The 24832-nt window shown below is 68.4% G+C and carries 18 protein-coding genes; 5 read left to right on the top strand and 13 right to left on the bottom strand.

Annotated elements, in window-relative coordinates; genetic code table 11:
• Positions 1-46: 46 nt before the first annotated feature.
• From AB0M51_RS08340 to AB0M51_RS08290, 11 genes are read right to left on the bottom strand one after another with little or no spacing between them, the layout of a single operon-like run.
• A complete protein-coding gene (locus AB0M51_RS08340; RefSeq protein ID WP_344188444.1) occupies positions 47-985 on the bottom strand; it encodes an MBL fold metallo-hydrolase in 939 nt (312 codons plus the stop codon).
• 5 nt (positions 986-990) lie between these two features.
• Complete coding sequence (locus AB0M51_RS08335; protein WP_344188445.1) at positions 991-1761, bottom strand: enoyl-CoA hydratase/isomerase family protein; 771 nt, start codon at positions 1759-1761, stop codon at positions 991-993.
• Complete coding sequence (locus AB0M51_RS08330) at positions 1758-2945, bottom strand: CoA transferase (RefSeq protein WP_344188446.1); 1188 nt, start codon at positions 2943-2945, stop codon at positions 1758-1760. The genes AB0M51_RS08335 and AB0M51_RS08330 overlap by 4 nt, the downstream gene beginning before the upstream one ends.
• Complete coding sequence (locus AB0M51_RS08325) at positions 2942-3691, bottom strand: SDR family oxidoreductase (protein WP_344188447.1); 750 nt, start codon at positions 3689-3691, stop codon at positions 2942-2944. The genes AB0M51_RS08330 and AB0M51_RS08325 overlap by 4 nt, the downstream gene beginning before the upstream one ends.
• Before the next feature lie 6 nt (positions 3692-3697).
• Positions 3698-5539, bottom strand: a complete 1842-nt coding sequence (locus tag AB0M51_RS08320) for a right-handed parallel beta-helix repeat-containing protein (protein ID WP_344188448.1) — start codon at positions 5537-5539, stop codon at positions 3698-3700.
• Between the two features lie 5 nt (positions 5540-5544).
• Positions 5545-7407, bottom strand: a complete 1863-nt coding sequence (locus tag AB0M51_RS08315) for a right-handed parallel beta-helix repeat-containing protein (RefSeq protein WP_344188449.1) — start codon at positions 7405-7407, stop codon at positions 5545-5547.
• A 22-nt stretch (positions 7408-7429) separates the two neighbouring features.
• On the bottom strand, positions 7430-8218 hold the full coding sequence (locus AB0M51_RS08310) for a hypothetical protein (protein ID WP_344188450.1): 789 nt from the start codon (positions 8216-8218) through the stop codon (positions 7430-7432).
• An 8-nt stretch (positions 8219-8226) separates the two neighbouring features.
• A complete protein-coding gene (locus AB0M51_RS08305) occupies positions 8227-10140 on the bottom strand; it encodes a hypothetical protein (RefSeq protein ID WP_344188451.1) in 1914 nt (637 codons plus the stop codon).
• Positions 10137-10991: a carbohydrate ABC transporter permease gene (locus AB0M51_RS08300; protein ID WP_344188452.1), complete on the bottom strand. Its 855-nt coding sequence runs from the start codon at positions 10989-10991 to the stop codon at positions 10137-10139. Before AB0M51_RS08300 ends, AB0M51_RS08305 begins: the two co-directional genes overlap by 4 nt.
• 20 nt (positions 10992-11011) lie before the next feature.
• The gene (locus AB0M51_RS08295; RefSeq protein ID WP_344188453.1) at positions 11012-11881 is read right to left on the bottom strand and encodes a sugar ABC transporter permease; all 870 of its coding nucleotides are present in this window, start codon (positions 11879-11881) and stop codon (positions 11012-11014) included.
• Complete coding sequence (locus AB0M51_RS08290; protein WP_344188454.1) at positions 11878-13161, bottom strand: extracellular solute-binding protein; 1284 nt, start codon at positions 13159-13161, stop codon at positions 11878-11880. Before AB0M51_RS08290 ends, AB0M51_RS08295 begins: the two co-directional genes overlap by 4 nt.
• A 175-nt stretch (positions 13162-13336) precedes the next feature.
• On the opposite strand from AB0M51_RS08290, the gene AB0M51_RS08285 reads away from it, so the two are divergent.
• The 5 genes from AB0M51_RS08285 to AB0M51_RS08265 are packed head-to-tail and all read left to right on the top strand — an operon-like array spanning position 13337 to position 20885.
• Positions 13337-14446, top strand: a complete 1110-nt coding sequence (locus AB0M51_RS08285; RefSeq protein ID WP_344188455.1) for an FCD domain-containing protein — start codon at positions 13337-13339, stop codon at positions 14444-14446.
• Positions 14439-15251, top strand: a complete 813-nt coding sequence (locus tag AB0M51_RS08280) for an amidohydrolase family protein (protein ID WP_344188456.1) — start codon at positions 14439-14441, stop codon at positions 15249-15251. The genes AB0M51_RS08285 and AB0M51_RS08280 overlap by 8 nt, the downstream gene beginning before the upstream one ends.
• Positions 15248-17677 (top strand): glycoside hydrolase family 95 protein, encoded by a 2430-nt coding sequence (locus AB0M51_RS08275; protein WP_344188457.1) that lies wholly within the window; start codon positions 15248-15250, stop codon positions 17675-17677. Before AB0M51_RS08280 ends, AB0M51_RS08275 begins: the two co-directional genes overlap by 4 nt.
• On the top strand, positions 17674-20406 hold the full coding sequence (locus AB0M51_RS08270; RefSeq protein ID WP_344188459.1) for a hypothetical protein: 2733 nt from the start codon (positions 17674-17676) through the stop codon (positions 20404-20406). Before AB0M51_RS08275 ends, AB0M51_RS08270 begins: the two co-directional genes overlap by 4 nt.
• A 2-nt stretch (positions 20407-20408) precedes the next feature.
• A complete protein-coding gene (locus AB0M51_RS08265) occupies positions 20409-20885 on the top strand; it encodes an HIT family protein (RefSeq protein WP_344188460.1) in 477 nt (158 codons plus the stop codon).
• On the opposite strand, the gene AB0M51_RS08260 is transcribed toward AB0M51_RS08265, so the two are convergent.
• Together AB0M51_RS08260 and AB0M51_RS08255 are read right to left on the bottom strand one after the other, a co-directional pair.
• Complete coding sequence (locus tag AB0M51_RS08260; RefSeq protein WP_363748636.1) at positions 20851-21741, bottom strand: aminoglycoside adenylyltransferase domain-containing protein; 891 nt, start codon at positions 21739-21741, stop codon at positions 20851-20853. The genes AB0M51_RS08265 and AB0M51_RS08260 overlap by 35 nt on opposite strands.
• 947 nt (positions 21742-22688) lie before the next feature.
• Positions 22689-24818, bottom strand: a complete 2130-nt coding sequence (locus AB0M51_RS08255; RefSeq protein WP_363748634.1) for a DUF222 domain-containing protein — start codon at positions 24816-24818, stop codon at positions 22689-22691.
• Positions 24819-24832 lie beyond the last annotated feature (14 nt).

Here is a 24832-nt window from a genome sequence, read left to right as displayed (position 1 = left end):
GTTGGGGAGTCGCGCAGCTCTTGTCGGAGTGTCTGCCGGAATCCGGTCAGCCGCGCCGGTGCCAGCGGGTTTCGGCGGTGCCCGTCCGGGCCAGGTGCTCGAGGTGCGCGCGGGCCATCCGGACGGTCTGCAGGTTGATCCCGCCGTACGTTCCGAGCTCGGTACCGATGGCATCGGCGAGATCACGGACAGTCAGCGAGCCCCGGCTCCGGAGCAGCCGGGCGGTCAGCGTGTCGACGGTGCTCACCCACTCCAGGCTCTCCTCGATCAGCTTCCGCCCGGCGGTCCCGTCGATCGCGTCTCCGTGCGACGGGACCAGTACGTCGAAGTCCAGCTCCAGCAGCCGGGCCAGCCCGGCCGAGTACCGTGTGACGTCGGTGTAGAGCGGCGCCAGCCACAGGTCGCTGTCCAGGTACGGCCGCCCGCGCCCCTGCACGTCGTCGAACGTGAACAGCGTCCGCGACGTCTCGTCCAGTACGGCGATGTGCCCCGGGCTGTGGCCGCTGGTCGTGATCACCTGCAGCGGGCGCTCGCCCGGCAGCCGGTCCCCGTCGCGCAGCAGTACGTCGATGCGCACCCGCTCGTCGAGCATCCCGAACAACTCCGCCCGCTCGTCCTCGGACAGGTCCATCGCGTCCGGGTCCGAACCCCACAGCTCGGTCACCAGCCGCTCGTTGTCCTCCAGCCAGCCGGCCTCCAGCGCCGGCGCGGCGAACCGGGCGCCGCTGTGCTTCTTCAGTACGGCGTTGCCGCCCATGTGGTCAGGATGCGCGTGGCTGTTGACCACCAGCGTCAGATCCGACAGGCCGAGGCCGAGCGCGGCCAGCTCGGGCGCGGTCGACGACTCGGGCGTCGACGCGATGCCGGCGTCCAGCAGAACCAGCTCGGAGCCGGCGTCGATCACGTGCAGCCAGAGCGGCAGCCCGCACACGTGCGGGTAGTCGGTCGCCAACCGGTGGATCCCGGGCGCGATCTCGGTAGCCATCGTGCTCACCGTCCCTCGAAGTTGCCGGTACGCCGTTCCGCGAACGCCGCGCGTCCTTCCGCGGCGTCCTGGGTGCCCAGGGCAACCGCCTGGAGTTCGCGTTCGTACTGGATCGCTGCCTCCAGGCCCATCGACCAGGCCGCGCGCAGGTTGGCCTTGGCGGCGGCCGCGGCGATCGGCGGGCGGGAAGCGATCCGCTGTGCCAGCTCGGTTGCGGCCGGCAACAGTTCGGCAGGCTCGACGAGCTTGCTGACCAGGCCGATCCGGAGCGCCTCGACGGCGTCGATCGGGTCGCCGGTGAGCAGCAGGGTCGCGGCGTCGGTGGCCGGTACCGAGGCGGCGAGGAGGGCGGTCACTCCGCCGCCGCCGATCCAGCCGAGCTTGATCTCCGCCGCCGCGAAGCTCGCCGTCGTCGCGGCCAGCCGGATGTCGCAGGACAGCGCGAGCTCGAGGCCGCCGCCGTACGCGTAGCCGTTGACCGCGGCGATCACCGGCGTCCGGAGCGAGCGCAGCGCGTCGCAGTAGTCGCGGCGGTTCCGGAAGTGCCACGGGCCGTCGTACCGGTCGAGCTCGCCGACGTCGCTGCCGACCGAGAACGCCCGCTCGCCCGCGCCGGTCACCACGACCGCGCGGATCGACGGGTCGTCGTCGATCCGTGGGATGAGCTCGAGCAGCTCGGCGCTCATCGACCGGGTCGCGGCGTTCAGCTTCTCCGGCCGGTCCAGCGTCAGTACGCCGACGTACCCGTCCTGCTCGAAGCGGATCCGCCCCGTCATGAGGCCACCACGTACCCCTGCTCCAGAAGCGTCTGCTGTTTCGCCGGAGACAGCCCCAGCTCCTCCAACAGCTCGACCGTGTGCTCGCCTACCAGCGGCGCGGGCCGCAGTACGTCGGCCGGTGTCCGGCTGAACCGGTACGGGAACCCGGGGGTCGTCACAGTTCCCTCAGTCGGGTGTTCGTACGTCACGAAGGACTCGTTGTGGAGGACTTGCGGGTCTGTGCGCAGGTCGTCGTACGACAGCACCGGCCCGCACCACACGCCGCGTTCCCGCAGCTTCAGCATCCAGTGCTCCGTCGACTCGCGCCGTAGCGCCGCCGACACCGCCGCGGCGATCTCGTCCCGTCGCGCGAACCCGTCCCGTTCCGCGTCCAGCCCGGCCAGCTGCGGCGCGTCCAGCACCTCCGCCAGTACAGGCAGGTTCGCGAACGCCAGCGAGATGTAGCCGTCGGCGGTGGTGAAGATCCCGTACGGCGCCCGGATGTAGCTGTGCGCGTGGACCTCCTCCGACCGTGTCTGCGGTACGCCGCCGACGGTGTGCACCGACAGCTCCTGCATCTGCAGGGCGATCACGGCGTCCAGCATGTTCACCTCGACAAGCTGTCCTTCGCCTGTCCGCTCCCGGTGCAAAAGAGCAGCCAGGACTCCTTCGAACGCGCTGTACGCCGTTACCGCGTCGGCTAGGAAGTACGGCGCGGCGACGGGCGGCTCATCCGGGCGGCCGGCACTGAACAGCGCACCGCTCATCGCCTGCACCAGGAGGTCCTGCCCGGGCCACTCGGCGTACGGACCGGTCTCGCCGTACCCGGAGATCGATACGTAAACCAGGGAGGGCTTGAGGGCGCGCAGGGTGGCGTAATCGACGCCCAGTCGTGCAGCCACGCCAGGGCGGTAGTTCTGCAGGAACACGTCCGACGTCCGCACCAGCTCGTACAGGAGTTCGCGGCCCTCGTCGGACTTGAGGTCCACGGCCAGGCTGCGCTTGTTGCGGTTCAGCGAGAGGAAGGAAGCGTTGACCTCGTTGCCGGCGGCACCGCCCGCAGACGTGTGCCGCTGCCATTCGCCGGTCGTCGGCTCGACCTTGACCACGTCCGCGCCGAGGTCACCGAGCCGCATCGCGGCCAGCGGCCCGGCCATCGCCACCGAGAGGTCGAGGACCCGGTAACCGCCAAGGATGTTCATTGCGCCGTCCAGCCCGCGTCGACCGGCAGCACCGCGCCGGTGATGAACGACGCGTCGTCACTGGCGAGGAACGCGATCGCGGCGGCCACCTCGGACGGCTGCCCGATCCGGCCGAGTGCGTGGTGCCGGTCGACCATCGCCTGCATCGCGCCTGGGTCGTCCTCGCCGCCGACCTTGCCGTTGCGGATCAACGGAGTGTCGATCAGGCCGGGGGCCACACAGTTCGCGCGGACCCCGTCGCGGCCGTGGTCGAGCGCCATCGCCCGGGTCAGGTTCTCCACGCCCGCCTTCGCGGCGCAGTACGCCGATCTGTTGCGCTCTCCCACGGTCCCGATAGCCGACGAGATCGTGACGATCGCCCCACCGCCCTGTGCGACAAACCGCGGCAGGACGGCGCGACAGGAGTTGTAGACGCCGGTCAGATCAACATCCAGAATCGTCCGCCATTCTTCGGGCGAAGTGTTCGGCACGGTGTCGCAGACATCCACACCAGCAGCACTCACCAGCACGTCGACCCGCTCCAAACCGTCGACCACCTCCAACGTGCGCTCGAGATCAGTCACATCGAGCTCGAACGCCCGCGCGGTGTTCAGTTCGTCGGCGAGCTGCTGCGCGGCTGTGCCGTTGCGGTCGCAGATGATGACCTGGGCGCCTTCGGCCGCCAGGCGGCGGGCCGAGGCCGCGCCGATCCCGGAGGCTGCTCCGGTGATCAGCGCGACCTTGCCTGCAAACCTTTCTGTATCCATGAACTCTCAGGGCTTCTCGTAGGGGAACGATGGCAGTACGCCGATCTGGTCGTACTGCAGCTTGGAGTCGTCGAACCCGGCCTCCCAGCTCACGTTCGCGAACGTGTCGCAGGGACCGGCCGACGGCCCGTGGTACGGATCGCTCTCGGTGTTCGTCACCTTGATGTCCGAGAACGCGAACCCGCAGCCGCCGAAGTCCATGTGCACGCCGTACGGCTTGGCGTCCGGCATCGACGGGTCGGCGTTCGCGTCGTCGATGATCATCTGCGACACCGAAGCGTCCGGCGTGTACGGCGGCTGGTTCCGCACCCCGTACGCGTAGAACGGACCGGTGTCGCCGCTGTCCTGCGCGAGATGCGACAGCCGCACGTACTTCACGGTGTTGCCGCCGGTGTAGTTGTCCGCGTTCGGGATCTCCGGCCGGGACTCGATGCTGATGCCGTACCGCGCGCCGTGTTCGACGACGGTGTGACTGACCAGGTTGCGGCCGCTGTCCATGATCTCGACGCCGGCCGAGTCGCCCGGTACCAGTTCACCGATGTGATGGATGTAGTTGTTGGTGAACGTGTTGTCGTGCGCCAGGTCCCCCTCGCCGGGGTACCCGCCCTCGACCTTGATGCCGTCGTTGCCGATGTGTTCGAGCAGGCTGTCCGACACGGTTGCCTTCTCGTTCGCGAACAGCAACTCGATCCCGGTGAAGCCGGTCTGCTGCAGATGCAGCCTGGTCAGCGTCACGCCCCGGGTGTTGGTGAGGGTGATCGCACCCCACTGGTTCCGCGGCATCTCGATCTGCGTGTCGTACTTCGGGTACTTGTGCTTCTGCCCCGAGTCGCCGGTCCCGTTCCAGCCGTACCGGTACCACTGCATGAAGTCGGTGTGCTGGATCGTGAAGCCGTCGAGCGTCAGGTTCTCCACCCGCCGGTTCACGGACGCGCCGGCGATCGAGAACACCTCGGTCTGCGTCGGCCGGAACACCTTGACGCCGTCCATGGTGCCGCCGGACGGCTTGTAGTACAGGGTCTTCGCCGGGTAGTCCAGGTAGTACTCACCGGCCTGGTCGAGCAGGCTCAGCGAGTTCTGCACGTAGTACCGGGAGCCGCCGCCGGAGTTGATGAAGCCGTACCGCGCCGGGTAGACCAGCGTGGTCCGCTTCTTGGTGAAGTTGATGTCGAGCATCGGGATCGTGTCGGTGAACCAGGACCACGAGCCGCCCGACCAGACCGTCACCTGCGCCGGCCAGTCGGTGCCGAGCCGCAGGTCCCAGGACGGGTCGATGTCGCCGGTGTTGAAGCCGAGCTGGTCGTGCACCGCCTCCTTGGTCGAGTCGAACAGGATCGACTTCAGGTACGGCGCCCACTTGTCGTCGGACTCCTTGTTCGGGTAGCGCGCCGTCGTGGCGCGCTTGCCCTCGGCGTACAGGCTGTAGAACGGCTGGCTGATGTCCACCGGCGCCTTGAAGATGCCGTCCTTGTACGGCGTCCAGCCCGTCACCTCCTGCCCCGCCTCGAAGACGGCCTTGCCCGGCCCGTCCACGCTGCGGTAGGTCACGTCGGAGTCGCGGTCGTCGAAGGTGATCGTCTTGTCGACCTGGTAGGTGCCGGCCTTCAGGTTCACCACCGGCGTACAGCCCGCATGCCCTCGCATCCGCAAGGTGTCCCGGGCGTGCTCGACCGTCTTCCAGGGCTTCGACTCGGTACCGGGCGCACCGTCGTTACCGTTCGGCGCGACCCAGAACGTGCTGCACGCGTTCTCCCCGGCCGAGGCGGCGGCTCGCGCCGCCACCCCGCCTCCGAGGAGAAGAGCCGGCAGGGCCAGGCCTGCCAGTACACCTGCCGCGAACCGTGGCATCACGATCACCGGCCCGCCACGTCGTACGGGAAGCTCGGCAGGACGCCGATCTTGTCGTACTCCATCTTCGAGGTGTCGAAGCCGGTTTCCCAGTCGACGTTGCTGACCGTGTTGCACTTGTACGACTGGTACTTCTGGTCGGTCACCTTGCCGACCTGGACGTTGCTGATCGCGAACCCGCAGCCGCCGGCGTCCATGTGCACACCGCGCGTACCGCCCGCGTCAGGCATCGACGGGTCCGGGATCACGTCGCCGATCACCATCTGGTCGACGGTGTTCTGGATCGGGTGCGGCTCCTGGTTGTCGACGCCGTACGTGTAGAAGGCGCCCATGTCGCCGCTGTCCAGGCCCATCTGCTCGAGCTTGATGTACTTGAACGTGTTGCCGCCCTCGTACTGGTCCGGGTCCTGCACCTCGGGCCGCGACTCCAGGCTGATCCCGTAGCGGGCGCTGTGCTTGACCTCGACGTTGGTCACCGTGTTGTGACCGGTGTCCATCAGCTCGATCCCGGCCGCGTCGCCCGGCACCAGCTCGCCGATGTGGTCGATGAACAGGTTCGAGAACGTGTGGTGGTTGGTCAGGTCACCCTCGCCCGGCCAGCCGCCCTCGACCTTGATCCCGTCGTTGCCGATGTTCTCGAGCAGGCTGTCGGTGATCCGGGTGTGGTCGTTGGCGTACAGCATGAACACGCCGGTGTAGCCGGTGTCCGAGATGTGCATCCGGCTCAGGTCGATGTTGCTGGTGTTGGTCAGCGTGATCGCGCCGAACTGGTCACGGGGCAGCTCGATCTGCCGGTCGTACTCGGGGTACTTGTGCTCGACGCCCGAGTCGCCCGGGGCGTTCCAGCCGACCCGGTACCAGCTGACGAAGTCGGAGTACTGCACACCGAGGCCGTCGAACGTGACGTCGTGCAGCCGGTCCTGCGGCGACTTGCCCGCCAGGTTCAGCACGGTCTTCACGGTCGGCCGCATCACCTTGACGCCGTCCATGGTGCCGTTCATCGGCTTGTAGTAGACCTCGCCGCCCTTGAAGTCGACGTAGTACTCACCCGGCTGGTCCAGGAAGCTCAGCGAGTTCTGGAAGTAGTACCGCGAGCCGCCGCGGCTGTTCACCATCGCGAAGCGGGTGAAGTACTTCAGCGTGGTCTGGGTCTTCTTGAAGTTGGTGTCGAGCAGCGGAATGGTGTCGGTGAACCACGACCACGAGCCGCCGGACCAGATCGTCACCGAGGCCTGGCTCATGTCCCAGGTCGGGTCCCAGTCACCCGGCTTGCCCCACAGCCAGTTGTGGACGTCCATCTTGTCCTCTTCGTAGAGGATCGACGTCATGTACGGCGCCCACGTGTCAGGCGTGGCGCGGTTCGGATAGCGGGCGTTGGTGGCGCGCTTGCCGTCCTCGAACAGCGTGTAGAACGGCTTGGTCTTGTCGAAGCTCGTCTTGTAGATGCCGTCCTTGTACGGCGTCCACCCGGTGAGCTCCTCGGCGCCTTCGAGGTTCGCCTTGCCGGGGCCGTCCACACTGCGGTAGATGACCCGGTGGCCGTTCTTCCCGGAGTCCTGCTGGTCGAAGTCGATGCTGGAGGTGACCGGGTACTCGCCGGCCTTCAGGTTGACCGTGATGTCGCAGTTCATCCGGTCGTTGAGGTGCTTGTTCCGGATCTCGTCGCGAGCCCGGGTGACCGTCTTCCACGCTTCGTTCTCGGTGGTGCCCTTGGCGTTGTCGTCACCGTTCGGCGAAACCCAGAAGGTCTGGCAGTCGACGGCGCCCGCGGGCTGGGCGTTGAGTTGGACGGCCGCTACCGTCACCAGGGCAGCAGCGACCACCCCGGCGACGGCGCTGAACGCCGTACGCCTGGTTCTCTTGGACATGTGGGCGGGGTCCTCTCAGAGGTCAGTGGTTCCCGTTCTCGGATCGCCAGCGCTCGTACTCGAGACGGGTCTTCTCGTTCAGGGGGTAGTAGTCACGCAGCGGGGCGCCCTCGTCGATGCGGCGCCGGCTGAACTTCTCCCACTCGTCGTGCTCGGCGGCCGCCTGGACGACGGCCTCCGCGCGCCGGTGGGGTACGACGACCGCACCGTCGTCGTCGGCGAGTACCAGGTCCCCGGGCAGCGTCAGTACGCCGCCCACCGCGACCGGGACGTTGTACGCCCACGGGAACAGTTCGGACTGGGACGCGTAGTGCGGGGTGGCTCCGGTCGACCAGATCGGTACGTCGAGCTGCGACACCCGGGGGACGTCGCGGATCCGGCCGTCGACGACGATGCCGGCGCCGCCGCGGAGCTTGAAGTAGCGGACCAGCATGTCCCCGAAGCAGCCGGTGGTGTGGCTGCCGTAGGCCTGGACCACCAGGACGTCGCCGGGCTGGACCTCGTCGAGCACGGCCCACAGCGCCGTACTGCGCTCGATGTACTCCTGGGTCTGCCCGTCGGCGATGTCCTCACGTTGCGGCATGAACTGCAGGGTCAGCGCGCGGCCGACCACCTTCCTGCCGGGGAACATGCTGGTCGGACCGTCGACGAAGGTCCGGCGGATGCCCTGGTTGTGCAACCGGGCGCAGGCGGTGGCCGACCCGATCTCGGACAGCCGCGACACCAGGTCCGGGTCCGATGGCGGCGGGTTCTCGCCGCGCACCGGCAGGTCCCAGACCGGCGCCACCGGGGCTTGTTCCGTGCTGCTCATATGTCTCCTCAGTCAAGCGCCAGATGGCTGGCGCGATAGTTGTTCCTGGTCAGCCGCAACTCGAGCCGGATCGTCCGGCCGGGCGGCATCGTCACTTCGAGTCTGTTGCTGTCGACAACCACCGTGCGAGTCCCGGGCGTCGTCGGCTTCGAGGTGTACGCCGGCGACGGACCTGGGTACTCCCCCGTCGCCGTGGACACCGTTGCCTCGTCGATCCGGTCGGTGCCGAAGCTGCCGGCCTGTACGACGACCCGCCGCGTCTGCGTTGCCGACAGGTTCACCAACTGCAGACCTGTCCGATCGGGTTCGACCGTGTCGACCAGTGCGGCGACGTCAGGAGGTAGGCCGGGGCGCCCGCGGTCCGCGTCGAGGTACAGGACACGCATGGGGAGCAGGCCGCCGTTGTAGAGCAGTTGCGGCGTACCGGTGGTCAGCTGGAGCAGGGCCTCGGTGGCTACCGGGTTGTGCCGTTGCCAGTGGTGGATGTTCATGTCGGCCGGGTCGACGGTGTCGACAGCCATAAGGTCCATCCGGCGCTGCACCTGCGACAGGGCCACGCCCAGCATCGCTTCTGGATAGCCAGGGTTGTCGCCAGCCAGGTATGCGAGCCAAGGAGCCTCGTGGCCGGCGTCTTCCTTGTTGCGGAAGTCCCGGACGGTGCGCCAGTCGTACCCACTGCGCTCCCGCAGTTTGGTGAGCCGGTCGCGGTCTCCTGACTCAAAAGCGGCCTGCCACAACCACATGGGCAGCCCAAGCTGCGGAGGCTGGTAGTCGAACCACCCGTCGTCGCCGTGCCGGTTCGGAATCAGCAGGGTCGGGTTGGCACAGTCCTCACCGAGCTCTGCCTCCCAGCGGTCGCGGATGCTCATCTCGGTCTCGTCGACGGCGCCGCTGACTCCCCGCTCGTACAGGTGGTCCAGGAGTTCCCGGGCGAAGTCCAGCCGCTTCGGGTCGCCCGTGAGCACGACGCCGTTCAGCGCGGCGATGCAGGCGGCCGAGCCGACGCTGTAGACACCGTGCGGCCAGTTCCAGCCGTAAGTACCGCCGTACCAGCGTCCGTCGTGCAGCTCACCGACGATGCCGTTCGGGCCGACGTTGTCGGGCAGCAGGCCGCCGTTCGCCTTGGCCCGCTCCTCCCACGCCTCGAGGTACTCCAGCGTCCAGGCGGAGAAGCGGTCGCTGTGGTCGTACAGCCAGGCGTTCGCGGTCAGCGTCGTAGCGGCCAGGTTGACTGCGGTGTCACCAGCACCGAGTCGGCGGATCATCTCCGCACCCATCCGCTCCGCGTTCGCCGGGTCCTTCAGGTCGTCCCAGCTGCCGATCCCCGGTACGCCGGACAGCGGCAGGCCGAACAGCGACATCTTCGGCTGGTTCGCGCCGTACACGTGCCACTCGTCGTTGATCCCCCACCGCGGACCACCGGCGCCGTTGTGCGGGGCACGGATCGTCCGGGTCGCCGGGTCGTAGTTGGACGAGCCCGGGAGATACAGCTCGGCGAACCGGTAGGCGCGCTCGCGGAACACCTCGTCGGTCGGGTCGGCCGCGCACAGCGAGTAGAAGAAGATCATCGACTCGCCGATGTGGAACCAGTCGTACCCGCGCTCGAACTCGTCGACCAGGAACCCCAGGTCGGTCAGCTGCCGGGTGACACCTTCCCAGTGCCACTTCGACACGTCGATCAGGTCGTCCGCGCCGCCCAGCTGGTAGAGCACCGGCCAGTTGACGAACGCCTCGTAGAAGTCGTCGGCACCGTCCCGGCTCTGCATCGGGCCGGCGTACCGCAGGCCGCCGTCCGGCAGGCAGTAGCGCTCCCGGAACAGCCACCAGCCCTCGTCCATCACGTCGAACAGGCGGCGTTGCATGATCGCCCAGGCCGGCGGGATGCCGACGGGCGTCTCGGCGATGATCGGTTCGGTTGTCATCCCTTGGTCGCTCCCGCGGTCAGGCCGCTGATCACGTGCCGCTGCAGCAGCACGAAGACCACCAGCAACGGAGCCACTGCGAGCAGCAGCGTCGGGAACACCACCGTGTAGTCGGTGGAGTACTGGCTCACCGCGGCGTACACGCCGGTCGTCACGGTGTACAGCCCGCTGCCCGGGCCGAGGATGATCTGCGGGTTCACGAAGTCGTTCCAGACCGAGAACGTGTTCAGGATGACCATCGTCACCACGGCCGGCTTCATCAGCGGGAACACGATCGACCAGAACACCCGGTGCTTGCCGGCCCCGTCGACCGCGGCCGCCTCGTCCAGGCTGGCCGGGACCGTCATGATGTAGCCGGCGTACAGGAAGATCGAGAACGGCAGCGTCAGGGTGGTCTCGAACAGCACGAACCCGGGGATCGTCCCCATCAGCCCGAGGAACTTCAGCGTGTAGACGACCGGGATCACCAGCACCTGGCTGGGGATGAACGTCCCGGCCACGAACAGCAGCAGGAGCATCCGGTACCGGCGTTCGCTGCGGCGGGCGATCACGTACGAGACCGGGCCTGCCAGCGCCACGGACAGCACGTTGACCGACACCACGAACAGGATCGTCACGGCGTACCCCTTGACGATGTTGAAGTCAGGGTTGGTCGCGGCCTTCTTCAGGTACTGCGTGGTCAGCTGGTCCGGCGACAGCGAGAACGGGTGCGCCAGGATGTCCTGCTGCGACTTGAACGCGCTCACCACCAGCAGGTACATCGGCACCAGCATCAGCACGCTGATCACGACCAGGAACGCGATCCGCCCCCAGCCCTTGGTCCTCAGCGGTTTCAGCTGCAACGTAGCCACCCTGGGCATCCTCAATGCGCTCATGCGCTAGCCCCTTGGTCCGCGCGTGCCCGCAGCCGCGCCACCGTCAGCGCGAGCCCGGCGGTGATCACCATCAGTACGACGCTCTGGGCCGAGCCGAAGCCGAGCGCGTTGTTGTGGAACGAGTCCCACAGGATCAGGTAGGCCGCTGTCTGGGTTGACCCGGCCGGTCCGCCACCTGTCAGCGACACCACCAGGTCGTACGTCTTCAGCAGCGTCACCAGCGACAGCACCAGGTTCACCGTGACGACCGGTGCCAGCGCGGGGAGTGTGACGTTGAGGAACGTCTGCCGCTTGCTCGCACCGTCGATCCGCGCCGCCTCGAGCAGGTCCTTCGACACCGTCTGCAGCCCGGCCAGGTAGAGCACGACGTTCACCCCGAACCCGGCCCACACCAGCACGGCGATCAGACTGGCCAGGGCCCACTTCGGATCCGACAGGAACGGCAGTACGGCGGAACCCTTGGAAGTGAGCCAGCCGTTGACGACCCCCGACGTACCGAGGACTGCGCTCCACAGGAACCCGACGACCAGTGCGCTCAGCACATGCGGGTAGAACAGGACGATCCGGAAGAACGCGTTCAGCCGGGACGCACCGTTCACCAGCAAGGCGAAACCGAGGCCTAGCGCGCTCAGCAGGACAGTGCCGACCGCAGCGATCAGCAGCGTCACCCAGCCGGCTCTGATCGCTTCCGCGCTGTGGGTCAGGTTCACGTAGTTCTTCAGGCCGATGAACGCCGGGTTGGCGCTGTAGCCGTCCCAGTCGGTCAGGCTCAGATAGATCGAGAGACCGACCGGGACCACCAGCATGACGACGAACAGCACCAGCGCCGGCCCGACCATACTGAGGGTGGTCAGACGGGCTCTCACGACTTCGAACCCAACCAGCTGTCCATGCGGGTCGCGACGTCCTTGGCACTCTTCCCCGTGTAGAGGCTCTGGACGGCCTTGTTCCACTCGCCGTTGAAACCCGACGGCAGCGTGTTGGCGCCGTACCCCTCGCCCTGCGCGACGCCCTTCGGAGCCTGGTCGAGGATGTCCTGCACCTGCTTGCCGAGCGGCGACAGCTTCTCGGTGTAGCCCTTGCGGAAGTTGCCGTCCTGCGACAGCTGGCTCTGCACCGCGGTCTTGTCGGTGACCAGGAACTGCACCAGCTTCACCGCCAGGTCACGCTGCTTGGTCGACTTCAGCACCATGTACGGCGCGGCCATCGTGACGCCCTGCGGTCCGGGCGACGGCTGCCCCTTCTCGACCGGCGCCGCGAACACCCCGAGGTCGAACTTCGGCTTCGCGTCATCCGCCGTACGGACCAACCAGCTGCCCATGATGTACATGCCGGCCTTGCCGGAGAAGAAGTTGGTCTGCGCGCCGACGTCCTTCAGGCCGAGCGCGTTCTTGTCGATGTACCCGCTCTTGATCCAGGACTGGTAGCGCTCCAGCAGCGGCAGCAGCGTGTCGCCGAGCTTCACCTGCTTCGAGTTGACCTGCTGGAACCAGTCCGGGTACTTCGTGGCGATCGATGGGTCGGCCAGCTGCAGCAACTGCAGACCGGTCACGTAGTCGCCCGCGGTCTGCAGCGGCAGGTAACCGGCGGCCTTGAGCTTGCCCATGTCGGCGGTCAGCTCGTCCAGGTCCTTCGGCGGAGCGCTGATGCCGGCCTTGGCGAACGCGTCCTTGTTGTAGAACACCAGCGACTGCGCCTGCTGCCCGACACCGACGGTGTACACCTTGCCGTCCAGCTTGGCCTGGTCCACCAGCGGGGTGTCCTTGGTCCACGCCTCGTTGGTCAGGTCCAGCATCTGCGGCGCCAGGACTTTGTCCGCCATCAGCGTCTCGACGACGTCCGGGGCATTGCCTGCCGCGAGCAACTGCGGCAGCGTGTCCTTGACTCCCGAGCCGCTCGGAGCCTCGATCTTGACGTCGACACCCGGGTTCGCGTCCTCGAACGGCTTGACCAGGCCCTCCCAGTAACTCTTGGTGAGGTTGGGCGTGATGTTGACCAGCATGCGTACTTCGCCGGTGCTGCCACCAGCAGCACCCTTGTTGTCGCTGAAGCCACCACCACAGCCGGCCGCACTCACCAGGAGCAGCGCAGCGGATGTCAGCAGGCCGAACTGGCGCCCTGCCTTGAGGCGTACCGAACGAGCCATTTCCAGATCCTCTCGGAGCATCCCGGCTCGGGGGCGGCCGGGCGTCGTTATCGAGTGACGATGCAGAGCGCGACGGTCAAGTGTCAACGTTTACGCAGCAAAGTGGACGTTATGAGTCAGAAGTCCGTGCCATATAGGGTTGGCAGAACCCTGTGGCGGGGGTCACGATGCAGCCATGCCCGATGCCGGAAGACCGAAGTCGCCGCTGACCCTGTCGGTGGCCGAGCGGACCGCGCTCAGCCAGCTCGCAGCCGCCCCGCGGACCAGTGCCGCGATGCGCCTGCGGGCGCGGATCGTGCTGGCCAGCGCGGAGGGCCGCTCGAACAAGGCCGTCGCGGACCTGCTCGAGGTCACGCCCGGGACGGTCGGCAAGTGGCGCCGGCGGTTCCTCCGGATGGGCATGGCCGGCCTCGACGACGGGATGCGCAGCGGCCGGCCGCGGATGGTGGACCGGGTCCAGCTGGGTGCCGTGGCCACCGGATCGATGGCCGATTCCGGACAGCGCGCCTCGACCCGCGAGCTGGCGGCGGCGTACGGCGTCTCGCAGTCGACGGTCGCCCGCCGGCGCCGGGAGGAGGTGCAGCACTTCCGGTCCGGGATCGTGGTCGGCTCCGGTCCGGCCGCGCCGCCGTTCTCCAGCGATCCGGAACTGCTGTCCGACCGGGTGTACGAGGCGATCCGTAGCTGGATACTGTCCGGCGAGCTGGCGCCCGGGATGCGGGTGGTCGAGTCCGAGATCGCGCGCGTGCTGGGCACCAGCCAGACCCCGGCCCGGGAGGCGGTACGGCGGCTCGCCCACGAGGGACTGGTCACGTACCGGCCGCGGCTGGGGAACTTCGTCACCGAGATCTCGCAGGTCGAGGCGCGTGAGGCACGCGAGGTCCGCGTGCTGCTCGAGTCCGCGGCGGCGCGCCGGGCGACCGGGCACGTGCCGCCGGAGGAACTGGACCTGCTGCGGATCGAGGTCCAGCGAATGAGCGAGGCCGCCGACCACCACGACATCGGCGGATTCCGGGAGGCGGACCTGCGCTTCCACCGCCAGGTGCTGGCGACCAGCGGGAACTCGATGCTGCTCCGCGTCTGGCGCACGTTGGAGCCAGCCCTGTGGAGCCTGCAGGTGGTCTCGAACGCGATGTACGCCGGCGACTGGGGCCTGATGGCCCGCCGCCACGTCGACCTGATCGAAGTCCTCGCCGGCACTGACCCCGAAGACTCCGCCCGCCTTTTCGCCGCCCACGCCCGCGGCGAAAGCTCCATCACCAGACCAGCCGCCCACCATGACTAGCCCGCCAGGCACTGCGGTTGCGCTCCTCGACGCGCACGTGCATGTTTGGGAGCTGCGGCGCCGGGCGCTGCCCTGGCTTCGTGCAGGGCATCCGCTCAGGCGCGACTTCACCCTGTCCGATCTCGCCGGCGCAGCCGGCGGGGAGACGCCGGACGTGGTGCTGGTGCAGGCTGATGCCGATCCTCGTGAGGTTGAGGATTTGCTTGCTCTGGCTCGGCAGAACCCTGCTGTGGTTGGGGTTGTCGGGTGGTTCGACCTGCTCGACTTTCCCGATCGGTTGCCGGACGACCCGCGGCTGGTGGGGGTACGTAGTCCGCCCGCCGACCAGACCGATCCCCTTGTTCTGACCGACCCCGCGCACGTGCGGGGTGTGCGAGCCGCCGCCGATGCCGGTCTCGCCGTCGACCTCCTACTCCGCCCTTCCGCCCTGATCGGTGCCGCCCGGCTCGCGTCCGACGTACCGGAGGCGCGCCTGGTGCTCGACCACCTCGGCAACCCGACGTCCGCCACTCCGGAGTGGCACGCCGGAATGCAGGCGCTCGCCGAGCACCCCAACGTGACGATCAAACTCTCCGGCACCGCCCATCTCGCGACCGACGACCTGCGCGCACTGGTCGACGTCGCCCTCGAACTCTTCGGCAGCGAACGGCTGATGTTCGGCTCGGACTGGCCCGTGTGCACGCTGGCCGGCCCGCGCGCCGACGTACTCCGACGTACCACCGCTCTGCTGCCCTCCACCACGCACAACGACGTGCTCCGTGGTACCGCCCAGCGCATCTACCGCTCCAGGGAGACCGCCCCATGACCGAATACACCCGACGCCAGGTCCTTCGCACCACTGGCGCCGCCGCCGGCGCGGCCATCGTCGCCGGTTCGCTCATCGAAACCGGAACCGCCGTCGCCGCCGGACCGCCCGGCAGCGACGCCAACCCGCTCAAGCTCTGGTACACCTCCCCCGCCACCGAATGGCTCCAGGCGCTTGCCATCGGCAACGGCCGGCTGGGCGCGATGGTGTACGGCGGGACCGCCACCGAGCAGCTGCAGCTGAACGAGGACTCGATCTGGGCCGGTGGCCCGCACGACTACGCCGACCCGGGCGGCAAGGAGGTCCTCCCGGAGATCCGCCGGCTGATCGCCGAGGAGCAGTACCTCGACGCGCAGAACCTCGCCGACGCCCACTTCATGGGCCGCCCGAGCGAGGAGATGCAGTACCAGCCGGTCGGCTACCTGAACCTCGCCTTTCCCGGTATCGACGCCGCCGCCGTCTCGGCGTACCGGCGGGAGCTCGACCTGACCACCGCGATCACCTCGGTCAGCTACGAGCACGCCGGGGTGCGGTACACCCGTGAGGTGTTCGTCAGCCACCCGGCACAGGTCCTGGTGATGCGACTGACCGCGAGCGAACGCGCCGCCCTGACGTTCGACGCGACGTACAGCACCGAGCAGGCCGCCACGCCGGCGGCGTACGACGACCGGACGCTGGCGCTCAACGGGATCAGCGGCGACGCGGAGGGGCTGACCGGCTCGGTCAAGTTCACCGCGCTGCTCCGCGCCTTCGCCGAGGGCGGCAGCACGAAGGTTGCCGATGGCAAGCTGTCGGTCGCCGGCGCGGACGCCGTGACGCTGCTGTTCTCGGTCGGCACCAGCTACCGCAACTGGAAGGACGTCAGCGCGGACCAGGTCGCCCGCGCGGTCGCCCCGCTGAACGCGATCGGCAGTCCGGCGTACGGGGCCCTCCGCCACGAGCACGTGGACGACTACCAGCGGCTGTTCGGCCGCCTGGACATCGACCTCGGTACGTCGGACTCGATCGCGCTGCCGACCGACCAGCGGATCACGGCGTTCCGCAACGGCGGCGACCCGCAGCTGGCGGCGCTGTACTACCAGTTCGGCCGCTACCTGCTGATCTCCAGCTCCCGGACACCGGGACAGCCCGCGAACCTGCAGGGCATCTGGAGCTACAAGATGCTGCCGGAGTGGCAGTCGAAGTTCACGATCAACATCAACACCGAGATGAACTACTGGCCGGCCGGTCCCGCCAACCTGGCCGAGTGCTGGGACCCGCTGTTCCAGATGATCGGCGAGCTCGCCGAGTCAGGCGCCCGGACCGCGGCTGCCATGTACGACGCCCCCGGCTGGGTGGCGCACCACAACACCGACGGCTGGCGCGGCAGTGCGGTGGTCGACTTCGCGTTCTACGGGCTGTGGCCGACCGGTGGTGCGTGGCTGTCGCTGCTGTTCTGGGAGCGGTTCGAGTACACCGGCGACCTGGCGATGCTGCGCAAGTACTACCCGGTGCTGCGCGGCTCGGTGGAGTACTTCCTCGACCAGCTGCAGACCGATGCCAAGACGGGGTGGCTGGTGACCAGCCCGTCGCTGTCCCCCGAGGTGAAGCACCACGACTACGACGGTGACAGCGTGAGCGTCTGCGCCGGGCCGACGATGGACATGGAGATCCTGCGCGACCTGTTCAAGGTGTTCGGGCAGGCGGCCGCGCTGCTGGGCGAGGACTCCGCGATGGCAGCCGCCGCGGCGGAGGCGTCCTCGAAGCTGGCGCCGCTTCAGATCGGGTACCTCGGTCAGCTGCAGGAGTGGCTGATCGACTGGGAGGACGCCGCGCTGGAGACCAGCCGGCACGTCTCACCCCTCTGGGCGGTGTTCCCGAGCGACCAGATCACTCCGCGCCGTACGCCGGAGTTCGCCGACGCGGCCCGCAAGTTCCTGGAGCTCCGCGGTCCGGCTGTCACGGCCGGCTGGTCGCTGGCCTGGAAGCTGAACATCCGGGCGCGGCTGCTCGAGGCGGACAACGCGTACAAGCACCTCACCCAGCTGATCGGTCCAGGTCGTACGGCGCCGAACATGTTCGACCTGCACCCGCCGTTCCAGATCGACGGCAACTTCGGCGGTGTCTCCGGGCTGACCGAGATGATCATGCAGAGCCACTCCGGTGAGGTCGCGCTGCTGCCCTGCCTGCCGTCCGAGTTCCCGACGGGCAAGGTTCGCGGGCTGCGGGCGCGGGGCGGGTTCGACCTGGAGTTCTCCTGGTCCGAGGGGAAGTTGTCGAAGGCCACGATCCGCTCGCTGCTGGGGAACCGGTTGCGGCTCCGGACCGGGGTACGCGTCGATGTGAAGTCGTCCGTCGGACCGGTGGCGTTCGCGCGGCCCGAGGACGGTGTGGTCGAGTTCCGTACCACTACTGGCGTCGACTACTGGGTCGAGGTGCGCGCATGAGGGTCGCTTTCCCGTTGCTGGTGGTCGCACTGCTCGCTGCCGCCGGTCTCCCGGCGGCCGGTGCTCCGGCAGAGCAGCAGACGACCGCCTGGCACGACGGCGCACTCCAGGCCGACACGGCTGGGCTGGTATCCCGCTCCGACATCGTCCAGGAAGGACCCGCGTGGCGTCCGTACCAGGCGATGCCGCTGGGCAACGGCGTACTGGGTGCGGCTGTGTGGGCCGAGAAGGGCTACAGCGCTCAGCTGAACCGGGTCGACACGTTCCCGGACCTCAAGTCCGCCGGGCGGCTCGTCGTACCCGGGCTGGATTCCTTGATGCGTGCTGACGACTACAGCGGCCGGCTGGCTTTGTACGACGGTCAGCTCGTGCAGCGCGGTGGTGGGATGACCGCGCGCTCGTATGTGCGTGCCGACGCGGACCAGTTCGTCCTGGACGTCACAGGTGCGGATCCGTCCAAGACGCAGACGGCCGACCTGAAGCTGTGGGCCGGCCGTACGCCGGCGGTCAGCGCGGTCGGTGGGATCGCCGCGCTGGCGGAGACGTTCCACGACGCCGCATCCGGCAGTGTTACCGGCGCGGTTGCCGCCCTGACGGCGCACGCACAGGGTGTCACGGCGTCCGTGGTGGATCCGCTCACGGTACGGCTGACGTTCCGGCCGAACGCGGACGGCAGCTACCGCCTCGTCGTCGGCGTACCGTCGTACCGCGGTGGAGAGCTGCGGACCGCGGCCAGTAAGGCCGTGATGGAGACGCCGAGCCGGCACCTCGACTGGTGGCACTCGTTCTGGGCGAAGGCCGCGCCGATGCGGATCACCTCGTCCGACGGCACCGGCGAGTACGTCGAGAACATGCGGACGCTGCAGCTGTACACGATGGCCGCGTCCATGCGGGGCGACGTACCCAGCACGCACGGTGCCGTCGTACGGATGTTCTCGTCGGCGGAGGACCAGGCGGACTGGGCCCAGGACTCGTACTGGCACTTCAACCTGCGCGAAATGGTTGCCGCCAACCGCGGCGCGGGCATTGCCGAGTTCAACGCGCCGTACTTCAAGTTCTATCTGGACCGCGCCGAACTGATGCGCGAATGGACGCGAACACACTGGACCGGCGGTGAAGGGCTCTGCCTGCCGGAGTTCATGCGGTACGACGGGACCGGGGACGGCTGCGACAACAAGCAGGAGCCCAGCTGGACGCGGCGCATCCTGACGAGCGGGCCGGAACTGGTGAACAACATCTGGCAGCAGTACCGGTACACCGGCGACGAGGCGTTGCTGAACCGGAGCTACCCGCTGATGCGGGACGTGGCGCGGTTCTACCTGTCTGCGCTGACGCCTGGCGCCGACGGCTACCTGCACCTGGAGCACGTGAACGCGCTGGAGGTGCAATGGGACACCACAGACCCAGTGCCGGACCTGGCAGCCATGCGGGTCATCTTTCCCATGGTTGCCAAGCTGGCGACGTCGCACGGCGACACCGCCCTGGCTGCACAGCTCCGGGAGGCGGTTGGCAAGCTGCCACCGTTCCGGACCGTTGAGCGCAACGGTGAGGAGGTGCTGGCGTGGTCCGGTACCGACGAGGCCGCGCACAACACCCAGAACCCGGAGATGGAAGCGCTCTGGCCGTGGGGCGTGTTCGACGCGTCGTCCTCGCTGATGCAGGCGACGTTCCGGCAGCGGGTGTACCCGCAAGACAAGGACTGGGGCATGGACAGCACCTGGGCTGCCCGACTCGGGCTGTCCGACGAGGTGAAACGCCTGCTGCTGAAGGGGATCGCGGACTTCCAGATCTACCCGAACGGCTTCACCGTGCACCGCACCGGGCAGGAGGCGCCCCGCAACCACAGCTTCTACAACGAGTGGGGCGGCGTGCTCAGCACCGGCCTGCAGGAGGCGCTGGTGCAGTCGTACGACGGCGTCGTCAAGGTCGCGCCCGCGTGGCCGCACGACTGGGACGTGTCCGGGTCGGTGCAGATCGAGGGCGGACACCGGGTCAGCACCGAGGTCAAGGGCGGCGTACCCACCGTCGTCGGCATCCAGGCCGGCAGCCACGACACGTTGAAGCTGCAGAACCCGTGGCCGGGCCAATCAATCCGTGTGACCGACTCCCTCGGCCACACGCTGGCCACCACCGCAGCCTCCACGGTGACCTTCACGGTCTCCCCCAACACCTCCTACACGGTCGAACGAACCGCAGTCCCGCTGTCGTCCTTCACCTACGCCCCACTGACCGGCCAGCCGGCCACAACCGTCAAGACAGTAGGGAACCGCGTCCTGGGGATCACCCGCAGCGAACCGCCGCTGAAGAGCGACCTGGTGTCGGTCCAGGCCCCGGAGAAGCTCGACAACCTGGTGAAGGCCCAGGTCGGCGCCCCGACGTACGTCGACCGCAGCTACACCATCACCGCCCTACCAGCCGAACTGAACGGCCAGGCCCTGATCCAAGGCGCCAACGACGACTCCAAGGCCACCACACCGGCTGACTACCTCAAACTCACCCTGACCCGCCCAGCCACGGTCTACGTGGCCTTCGACCCCCGAGGCGAAAACGTCTGGTGGCCTACCTGGCTCTCCGACTACACCCGCACCACGGAAACCGTCTCGACCACCGACCAAAACCTGATCCTCTTCAAACGCGACGTCCCCGCGGGCCAACTCTCGCTGGGCCCCAACTCAGGCGTAGTCGGCAAGGGCAACTCCACCTACGTCACGTTCGTGGTACCACGCTAGACATGTTCAACCACGCCCCTGACGGCTACGACTGCCCGTTCTGTCGACTCGCCGCAGGCGGTGAAGACGAGCTCACGGCGCAGCACGACATCGTGCTGCGCCGTGAGCGCACACTCGCCTTCGTAGCCTCCCGCTGGTGGCCGAACAACCAAGGCCACGTCCTGGTCGTCCCCACCACCCACCACGAGAACCTGTACGACCTACCACCAGCCGCCGGCCACGCCGTACACGACGTGGTCCGCGAGGTAGCCATCGCGATGCGCAGCACCTACAACTGCCAAGGCATCTCCACCCGCCAACACAACGAACCAGCCGGCTACCAAGACGCCTGGCACTACCACGTCCACGTCTTCCCGCGATACCCCGACGACAACCTCTACAACACCCGCCACCTCCGCGAACCCGCAACCGCCACCCAACGCGAACCGTATGTGCAGCGCCTACTCAGCTACTTCGCTCAGCAACAGGCTTCCCAGTAGTGGTCTCCACGACGTGCGCGAGGAAGTCTCGAACGTCAGCGAGGAGCTCCGCCAGGTTGTCATACGCTGAAACGCCTCCGCCTCCGCGCAGACGCAGGCCCTCGTGAAGGACTCGGTGCCAACGGGCATCGTAGGAGGTGAGTGCCCAGCGCCCGGCCCGGGACTTGGCGGTCAGCTCACCAGTGGCGAGGAGATGGTGGAGGCGGGTGGAGGCAAGGATGCAGTGGCTCAGAAGGGCGTCACGATCACGGTCGTCCCCCGGCAGATCCGCGACGGTCGCCCGTGCCAGCCCCTCCGCATTGCGACGCCAATAGGTGTCGAGGTTCCCTACGGTGTACTCACGGAGCGCCTGCTCGTCGGTCCACACGTTCAGCGTGGGCAACTCTGGGCCGCGGACCGTGATCCCGGCCCGCGCCAGCTCGTGCCAGGCGACCATCCACGGCGGCGAGCTGTGCACCACCAGCTCCCCGGTGAAGATCATCTCCGGCACCGCCGGCACCGTCCGCGGGTCGCGTTCGAGGTCCTCGGCCAACACATACGGTCCGTCGAACCTGATCGAGGACAACTCGGCCAGCTCGGCATGCAGGCGCCTTAACGTCTCCACCTCCACCACATTCGGGCGCCACGCAACCGTCGCCAGGAAGTCGACATCCGACTCCTTCGGCTCCCATTCCCCGAAGGCCAGCCCACCACGCAGATACAGCCCGGTCAGAAACCCCTCGGGCAACTCCCGCCGAACCAGCGACAGGAACTGATCGCACACCTCCCGCACAGGCGCCGGCAACGCCACAACACGTCCGTTCGCAGTAGCCACAACTCCTCCGACGCCGCCCGCCCACGTCTTGTTCGCCCCCACCCCACCCGAACCGACCCGACCCACCCCAACCACAGCCCTCAGCCCACAACAGCGCCTTCCCCACCACCACGCCAACCGCCCAGCCAACCGACAGCCTCACATCCCACCCCCCGCACCCCAGTCCCACACCGCCCCACGCCAAAACACCACCGCAGCCAAGCCCAGGCCAAGCCACCGCCGCCTCCACACCACGCCCACACCACCACGTCACCGCCGTAGACCCACACCAAGCCACCGCCGGCTCCACACCACACCCACACCACACCCACACCACACCCGCACCACGCCCGCACCACGTCACCGCCGTAGGCCCACACCAGGCCCACACCGCATCCACACCGGGTCACCGCCGTACACCAGGCCCACACCAGGCCCACACCAGGCCCACACCATGCTCACACCGCGTCTACGCCGGGCCTACGCCGCATCCCCGCCAGGGTCCCCGCCGTACGCCGGGCCCACGCCAGGCCCACACCACGTCTGCCCCCGGCCCACACCGCATCCCCGCCGGGGCCACCGCCGTAAGCCAGGTCCACACCAGGCCCACGCAGGTCCACGCAGGTCCACGCCGGGCCTTCACGGCGTCCGGGCTGGTCATCGCCGTACGCCGGTTCCACACCAGGCCCGCACCACATCCACGCCGGGCCCACACCACATCCCCCGCCGGGTCCGCCGTACGCCGGGCCCACCCCGATCCCACACCGGCGGGTCCACGCCGAATCCACACCGGCGGGTCCACGCCGAATCCACACCGGCGGGTCCACGCCGAATCCACACCGGCGGCTCCGCGCCGAGCCTACGCCGGCCGGTCCACGCCAACCCACGCCGGTCACCGTCGTACGCCGGGTCCCCGTCGGGGCGCTCGGCCGCCGTTGGCTGCGACGCCGCTCGACCGTCGGCGCACGACTGATCCGCGTCTCACCGGCGCCGGCGAGGTGATCCGATCGTCAGATCGTCGCGAAGGACGGCGGCCCGGTGTCGACGTCGGTTGTCGTACGGGCGTCCCACACGGCGAACCGGGCCGCCTCCGCGAGGGTCAGCTCGTCGGACCTCCACCGGCTCGGCCGTGTCGGGGCGACCGAGGGTGCTGGTCGGACGGGCTCGTTCCGCGCTCCAGCAGTCCCGGTCAGCTGCCCGACGCGCGGATCGGCGCCCGGCTCGGCGGGTGACGTGGTGGCCGGTGAGGTGGTGGCGGGTTCGCCTTCGTGCGAACCACCGAGATCCATAGATCCTGCGTCCGCTGGTTCAGGTGCTCTGGTTGGTTGGGCCCTGCGTTGCACGGCCAGTGGATCGGGACGTGTGTCGGCCTGGGCTGAAGGCTCGGGTGGTTGGGACGTGGATGCTTGGCGGGGGTCGGCTGGGGGTGGTGGATCGGCCCAGGTGGGGCGGGCTACGTGTACGGCGTCGTTGGTGATCGTGATGTGCCAGTGGCCGTTGTGGACCTCGGTGTGGTGACGGCGGCACGCGAGGACCAGATTTGACAGGGCGGTCGGGCCTCCGTCGATCCATGCCACCAGATGATGGGCGTCGCACATCACCGGCGGGGCTGCACACACGACGCAGCCGCGGTCGCGGGCGTTCAAGGCACGGCGAATCCCGCGGGTAACCAGGCGTTCGCTGCGGCCCACGTCCAGTGGCTCGGATCTGGAGCCGAGAACCACCGGGATCACGTTCGCATCGCAGGCCAGGCGGCGGATCGTGGCCGCTGACAAACCGTTGCTGTAGACGGTCTGCCCGATCGCGTCGGCCGTGGCCGCTTTCAGATCCTGCAGATCGATCGTCACGGTGATATTCGCCTTCGCTCCGAACCCAGGCACCACGTCCGCGGAGTCACGCATCCGACGAGCCGCACCACCACTGACCGCACCGTCCGTCGCCGCTCTAGCAGCTGTCGCGGTGTCAGCGGTCGTGCTGTCACCTGTCGCGGTGGGAGCTGTTGTGGCACCAACTGTCGTGGAGTCGGCCGTCGGACCGCCAGCTGTCGTGGCGTTACCTGTCACGGCGTTACCTGACACGGGATCAGCCGTCACACCGCCAACTGTCGTGCCAGTACCTGTCGCGGTGTCGGCTGTCTTCCCGTCACCGGTCGTGGTCGCGGTGCACCCGGTCGCGGTGGACCCGGTCGCGGTGGACGTGGACGCGGTGGACCCGGTGGACCCGGTCGCGGTGGACCCGGTCGCGGTGGACCAGGTCGCGGTGGACCCGGTCGCGGTGGACCCGGTCGCGGTGGACCCGGTCGCGGTGGACCCGGTCGCGGTGGACCCGGTCGCGGTGGACCCGGTCGCGGTGGGCGGGGTCGGGGTGGGCGGGGTCGGGGTGGGCGGGGTGGGGGTGGGCGGGGTGGGGGTTGGGGGGGTGGGGCGGGGGATGGTGGGTGAGGGGGTGCCGGCGTCGAGGGCGGTGGTGGCCAGGGTTAGGGCGGTGGTCAGGGCGTCGGCTTGGCGCTTTTCGCGGGGGCGGGGGTCCTGGGTGCCGTCTACGGCTTTGTGGGGGCGGGCGCCGGTGGTGATGAGGGTGCGGAACAGTTCGGCGTTCTCGTTGGCCAGGTAGCCCTTGAACTTCACTCCGCGGTCTACCGAGCAGAGGGTGAGGGACTCGCGGGCGGCGGCCTTCTGTTCTTCGGGTTCGGGGCCGTCGGTGTCGAGGATGTCGCGGGCCCGGATGGCCGCCTTGCGTAGGTGGATGGGCGGCAGGTGGGTCAGGGCGGCCAGTCGCTGCTCGGCGAACTCCAGGTCATCCACAGGCACCGTGGTTGGTGTCTTCTCGAGTTCGAGGACGATGGCTTCGGCTTGGGCGGGACGCAGATTGCCTTCGTCGAGCTGCGTGGATACGGCCTCGTATTTCGGCAGTGCGCGGGCCAGCTGGACGTCGCGGCGCGCGCGGTGATGGTCGAGGCGGTAGCGGTACTCGATGAACTGGACCGTGTCGCGAGCTCCGACCCGCTCGGCGTACCCGATGTTGTCCAGGGCCGCGAGCAGACGCAGCCGCTCGGTCCCCAGGCGGGCGTGGGCGGCGGCGTTCTCGTCGAGGGCGTGCACGAGCTCCTGCTCGCTCATCACCTCGGGCGCCTTGTCCATGCAAAGACTCTAGC

It is taken from the genome of Kribbella sp. NPDC051137 (assembly GCF_040682535.1).
Classification (GTDB): Bacteria; Actinomycetota; Actinomycetes; order Propionibacteriales; family Kribbellaceae; genus Kribbella; species Kribbella karoonensis.
This window is presented reverse-complemented; position numbering and strand designations above follow the sequence as displayed.